Genomic DNA, 5,742 nt, shown 5'->3' with positions numbered 1-5,742 from the left:
CCGTCGTGCGGGCTCATCGCAACGCGCGCATCCTGATCGTCGGGCAGGCGCCGGGCGCCCGCGTCCATGCGAGCGGCATCCCGTGGGACGACGCGAGCGGCAAGCGGCTGCGCGGCTGGCTCGACGTCGACGCCGACACGTTCTACGACGAAACGCGCTTCGCGATCGTGCCGATGGGTTTCTGCTACCCGGGCCGCGGCGCAAGCGGCGACAACCCGCCGCGCCCCGAATGCGCGCCGCTGTGGATCGACCGGTTGCTCGCCCAGCTGCCGTCGATCCGGCTCACGCTGCTGATCGGCCAGTACGCGCAGCGGCATTTCCTGCGCGACACCCGCAAGGCCACGCTGACCGACACCGTGCACGCCTGGCGCGACTATGGCCCCGACGTGTTGCCGCTGCCGCATCCGTCGCCGCGCAACCAGGCGTGGTTCAAGCACCACCCGTGGTTCGACGCCGAGGTCGTGCCCGAGCTGCGGCGCCGGGTCGCGCCGCTGATCACCCGATAAACACAACCGCTGCCAGGTCGCGACGCTTCGCGACATCCCCATTATCCGTATCGAATCCAGCATGAACGACACCCCCACCGACCTCGACTTTGCCTGCAACGGCTGCGGCGGATGCTGCCGCGACCTGCGCATTCCGCTGACGATCGACGAGGCCACTGCGTGGCTGCAGCGCGGCGGCCACGTGGAGCTGCTGTGCGACGCAATGCCGTGGCTCGTCGAGCCCGAGCCCGACAACGCGTTCGCCGCGTACAAGCGCGTGCGCTCGACCGCCGCACTCAGCGGCTCGCTGCCCGTCCGCATCACGGTGATGCTCACGGCAACCCATGCCGGGCCATGCCCGAACCTGCTCGACGACCTGCGCTGCGCGATCTACGACGAGCGCCCGCTCGTGTGCCGGATCTATCCGGCCGAAGTGAATCCGTTCGTGCCGCTGGTGCCGGACGGCAAGCAATGCACGCCCGACGCGTGGCAGCAGGCGCCGTTCGTCCGCGGCGGCACGATCGTCGACGCGGACACCCGCGAGAACATCGCACGCTCGCGTGCGGCAAGCGAAGCCGAGACGCCGCTGCGGGCGCGGCTTTGCGCGGCATTGGGGATCGATACGGCGGCCGTGGCCAACGAAGGGTTCGCCGTCCATGCGCCGCCGGCCGCCACGCTGCTCGCCGCGCTGACGGCGCTGCGCGCAGCGGAGTCGGAGTCCGTGCCCGCCAACGCCGACGACGCCATCGCCTGGACGCTCGTATCGAACCGCACGTCGACGATGGACGCGCTCGTGTCGGTCGGTGCGGCAAGTCAGCGTGCAGGTAGCGGCAATCCGCACGCCCGTTATCTCGGCTTCCACCCGGACGAATGATCGCCGCGCGGCACGCCGCGAGCGACACCGGGCAACGTCGTGCGGCCGCACTGATCGCCGTCGCGCCCGGTTCGCTGTACCATCGCGGCTCAACCGCGTCACGAACAGCAGAATCCTTCATGCCCTCCATCGCCCCGCCGCGCCTGTACGGGATGCCCGAACGCAGCGACCGGCTCGACTTCTACATCCGCGACCAGGCGTCGCGCCAGGCGATCACCGAGCCGCACCGGCACGCGTATTTCCAGATCCAGTTCAATCTCGGCGGCGACACCGAGCAGCGGATCGGCGGCGTCACGCGGCCGTTTCCGCGTGGCGCGCTCGCGTTCGTGCTGCCGCACCGCGAGCACCTGATCCCGCATCCGGAAGGCGCGCACTTCATCGTGATCAACTTCAGCCAGGCGTTCCTGCGCGCCGATCTCGACGTCGACCCGCTCGATCTCGAGGACGTGCCCGCGCACCGCTTTCCCGAGCTGACGCCGTTCCGCTTCCAGGAACACCTCGACTTCATCCTGACCGGCGACACCTACGACGAAGCGCGCCGCCTCGCGCTGTGCATGCTCGACACCGATCGCGTGCGCACGTTCGGCTCGACCACGCTGCTGCGCGGCTACCTGCTGCAGCTGATCGGGCTCGTCTGCACGCAGTACGCGGGTGCACTCGACAAGCTCGCGCAGCGCGGCGCCCAGCGCGCAGGCCGGCGCGACGCGCTCGCGCGCGTGCTGCGCCACGTGCGCGCCAACCTGACCCGTGAAGACCTGACGCTCGCCGCGACCGCCGAAGCCGCGTTCCTGTCGCCCAACTACCTCGCGCACCTCGTTCGCAAGGAAACCGGCAGCACCTTCACCGATCTCGTGACCGAGCGCCGGATCGCGCTCGCGCAGTCGTTGCTGGCTCACACGAGCCGGCGCATCGCGGATATCGCGCGCTCGGTCGGCTTCCGCGACGAAGGGTATTTCGCGCGGCGCTTCCGTGCGCGGGTCGGCGTGTCGCCGAAGGCGTACCGCGACGCGAATGCCGCGCTGCCGAACGGCGACGACGCACCGGCGGCCGCCGACGCGTAGTTTTGTCCCGGTAAAACGCAGTTGCGTCGCATCCGGCCGCACGGGCGTCGGGTATCGTTTCACGCATGCCGGCCCGTGCGCCGCACGGGCGCGGCATCCGTCTTCCCACCGAACGAGGCCATCCGATGTCCGCTTATGTCATCGACGCTGCCGAGCGTCCTTCCGTCGAAGTCGAACAGTCGTCCGCGCGCTTTCCGGTGCGCCGCGTCTTCTGCGTCGGCCGCAACTACGCCGACCACGCGCGCGAAATGGGCGCCGATCCCGACCGCGAACCGCCGTTCTTCTTCACGAAGCCGGCCGACGCGATCGTCCCGGCCAGCGGCACCGTCGCCTACCCGCCGCTGACGAACGACCTTCATCATGAAATCGAGCTGGTCGTCGCGATCGGCAAGGACGGCCGGTCGATCGACCCGGTCGACGCGCTGTCGCACGTGTGGGGCTACGGCGTCGGCGTCGACCTCACGCGCCGCGACCTGCAGGCCGAAGCGAAGAAGCTGAGCCGTCCGTGGGACTGGGCGAAGGGCTTCGACGCATCGGGCCCCGTGACCGCGCTGCGCGCGGCATCGGCCACCGGCCACCCGGCGACGGGCCGCATCTGGCTCGCAGTGAACGGCGACACGCGCCAGCAAGGCGACCTGGCCGACATGATCTGGGCCGTGCCCGACGTCATCGCGTATGTGTCGCGCTCGGTCGAGCTGAAGGCCGGCGACCTGATCTTCACCGGCACGCCGGCCGGCGTCGGTGCGCTGCAGCCCGGCGACCGCGTCACGGGCGGCGTCGACGGCGTCGCGACGTTCGAATTCGTCGTGGGCGCGAAGCCGTAAGTCGTAAGTCGTCACGCAGCACGCAGCACGCATGGCGGCCGCCTGCCCGGGGCCGCCGTGCGATATCCCGATTTCGGTCAGTCGTAGCGGCGCAGGAATGCGTCGGCGACAGCCGGTGGATTCAGCACCTTCGCCGATTCGTTTTCCAGCGCCTCGGCAGCGTCGTCGTCGCTGATCGACACGAACAGCGTGATCGCCGCCCTCTCGTCGCCCGTGCCGAACAGGCCTTCACGGTCGAGCAGGCGCAACGCCGCGATCATGTCGGCGTGCAGTTGCCGCGAAAATTCCGGGAATCTCGACCGGACAAACTGCGGACTCAGCACGTCATCGGCGAGCTTGCCGCAGATCGCATTGAACGGCGACGCTTCAGCCGCCGCGTACGCCCATTCGGAAAAGCCCCACGCATACCACGGGTCGTCGTCCGGGACGGCCTGTTGCTCGCGGATCCGGCGCAGCCCCTCGACCGAATTGGCCGCCGGCACCACCGTCATCGCGCCGCTGTCGGTATACAGCGCGAACGCGTAGAAATGCTCGTCCGGGTGCAGCGCCCGCAGCGCCCTGAATGTCGCCCTCGCGGCGTCGGCAATCTCCCGCTGGAAATCAGAAAAGTCGCTCATCGCATCCTCGTCCAGTCGCCCTGCGCGCGTCGGACAGGACGCGGTGCGCGGAGGGTTCGTCGTCTCCCGATATTCGACCGATTGTCCGCCAATCGCCCGCGGCACGGTAGCGCACCCATACCCGGGCCCGATTCCGCGCCGCTGCGTTCACTGCCCCGCGTCCCGCGCATCGAACACCCGCACGCAGACGGCCGCCGCCAGCGCGATCGACGCTGACAGCAGCATCATCACGAGCGGCGCATAGCCTGCGTTGCCGGCCGTCAGCACCGCCCCCGTCAGCGACGAAAGTGCCGCGCCACCGGCGATCGTCATCGCGCCCGCCAGCCCGGACGCGCTGCCTGCCAGGTCCGGGCGCACCGACACCGCGCCGGCATGCGCGCCGGGATTGGTCAGCCCGTTGCCGATGCCGACCAGCACGCACGGCCCGAACCATGCGATCGCCTGCGTCGCGCCACCGAACATCAGCGCGAGGCCGATCAACGGCCCCGCGCACGCGACCACCCGTCCGCACAGGATCGTCGTGGCCAGCGCGTAGCGGCGCGCGTATCGCGCGGCCAGGAAGCTGCCGCACACGAAACCGGCCGTGATGGTCCCCATGTAGAAGCCGATCTCCGCCGGCGCGATGCCGAACACCGTTTGCGCGGCGATTGGCGCGCCGGCCAGGAACGCGTAGAACGAGCCGGTCGAAAACGCCATGCAGAGCGCATAGGCCCAGAAGCGGCGCGCACGGAGCAGCGCCGGATACGCACGAAGCTGCTGCCCGAGGCTCGACGACCGGTTCGCATGGGTTTCGACGAGATCGAACGCACACCAGACGAACAGCGCGAAGCCCACCGCGCCGAGCAGCCAGAAGCTCGCACGCCAGCCCATCGTCTGGTCGAGCGCGCCGCCGAGCGTCGGGCCGAGCATCGGCGCAAACGCGGCCGCCATCGCCGCATAGCCGATCCGGCTCGCCGCCCGCGCACCGCCGCCGGTATCCCGGATCGTCGCCATCGACACCGGATAGACCGACGTGATCGCCGCCTGCATCAGCCGGCATGCCAGGAATGCGCGAATATCGGTCGCCATCGCGCAGCCGAGCGAGCCGAGCGCGAACACGCCGACGCTCGCCAGCACGACCGGCCGCCGCCCGAACCGGTCCGACAGCGGCCCCATCACGAATTCGAGCGATGCGGCCACCGCCGCGTAACCGCCGAGCGACAACGCGACGAGCGCATAGTCGGCACGCAGGTCGCGCGCGATGGCCGGCAACGACGGCAGGAACAGGCTCAGCGGCAGCACCGAGCATGCGCACAGCAGGATCAGCGTCGCGAGTCTCGGCGACGCCCGTTCGGAAGCGATCGGCAGGTTCGATTGCAAGCGGATGCCCTCCATGCACGTGCCGCACGGCCGTGCGCAATGCAAAAAAAAGCCCCCGAACGAGTCGGGGGCGCATGGGTGCCGGCGCGGTGCCGCTACCGGACCCTGCGCCTGTGGACTACTACGATGATGAATGCTGCTTTCATGCCGGATGGCTCCTGATTGCCTGGCTGACTGCGTGCGAGATCGGGCGATGGTAGGCCGACGATACCGGCCGCGTCAACGCCCTACCGCGCGTGCACCGACACGAACTTCCGTGCGTTGTTGCGCTGGATCAGCACCGCGATCACGCTGCCGTTCGCTTCGAGCGTCGGTATGTCATCGGGCGTCTCGAGCAGCGTGTCGTTCAGTTCCAGCACGACATCGCCCGGCTGGATGCCCGCTTTGGCTGCCGGGCCGTGCACCGCGTCCACCATCATCCCGACCGCGAGCCCGGTCGAGCGGCGCTCGTCGTCGCTCAGCGCGTGCATCGTCAGCCCGAGACGGTCGCCGCCGTCGCCCGCGCCTGCCCCCGGCCCCGGG

7 protein-coding genes are annotated in these 5,742 nt (G+C 69.8%); 4 read left to right on the top strand and 3 right to left on the bottom strand.

The genetic code is table 11. The annotated features are described in order from the left end of the window. The 4 genes from G3N99_RS33400 to G3N99_RS33385 form a co-directional block, all read left to right on the top strand. Window positions 1-506 (top strand): uracil-DNA glycosylase family protein (locus tag G3N99_RS33400; protein WP_206124508.1); only part of this gene is annotated, 506 nt, incomplete at its 5' end. A 61-nt stretch (window positions 507-567) separates the two neighbouring features. Beyond that, window positions 568-1,359 carry a YkgJ family cysteine cluster protein gene (locus G3N99_RS33395; RefSeq protein ID WP_206124507.1) on the top strand — a complete coding sequence of 264 codons (792 nt, stop codon included), beginning with the start codon at window positions 568-570 and terminating at the stop codon, window positions 1,357-1,359. 119 nt (window positions 1,360-1,478) lie between these two features. Continuing rightward, on the top strand, window positions 1,479-2,420 hold the full coding sequence (locus tag G3N99_RS33390; RefSeq protein ID WP_174943037.1) for a helix-turn-helix transcriptional regulator: 942 nt from the start codon (window positions 1,479-1,481) through the stop codon (window positions 2,418-2,420). Window positions 2,421-2,545: 125 nt separating this feature from the next. Next, a complete protein-coding gene (locus G3N99_RS33385; RefSeq protein ID WP_206124506.1) occupies window positions 2,546-3,244 on the top strand; it encodes a fumarylacetoacetate hydrolase family protein in 699 nt (232 codons plus the stop codon). Window positions 3,245-3,321: 77 nt separating this feature from the next. Here G3N99_RS33385 and G3N99_RS33380 read toward each other — a convergent pair whose 3' ends face one another. The 3 genes from G3N99_RS33380 to G3N99_RS33370 all read right to left on the bottom strand — a co-directional run. Then, window positions 3,322-3,861, bottom strand: coding sequence for a DUF4303 domain-containing protein (locus tag G3N99_RS33380; RefSeq protein WP_206124505.1), 540 nt, complete (start codon window positions 3,859-3,861; stop codon window positions 3,322-3,324). A 147-nt stretch (window positions 3,862-4,008) separates the two neighbouring features. Continuing rightward, on the bottom strand, window positions 4,009-5,220 hold the full coding sequence (locus G3N99_RS33375) for an MFS transporter (protein WP_206124504.1): 1,212 nt from the start codon (window positions 5,218-5,220) through the stop codon (window positions 4,009-4,011). Window positions 5,221-5,447: 227 nt separating this feature from the next. Next, a partial coding sequence (locus G3N99_RS33370; protein ID WP_206124503.1) for a PDZ domain-containing protein occupies window positions 5,448-5,742 on the bottom strand: 295 nt, incomplete at its 5' end.

Origin of the sequence: Burkholderia sp. Ac-20392 (genome assembly GCF_017104585.1) — a bacterium.
GTDB classification, from domain to species: Bacteria; Pseudomonadota; Gammaproteobacteria; order Burkholderiales; family Burkholderiaceae; genus Burkholderia; species Burkholderia lata.
Note: the sequence above shows the minus strand (reverse complement) of the source record. Positions and strands in the feature narration are given on the sequence as shown.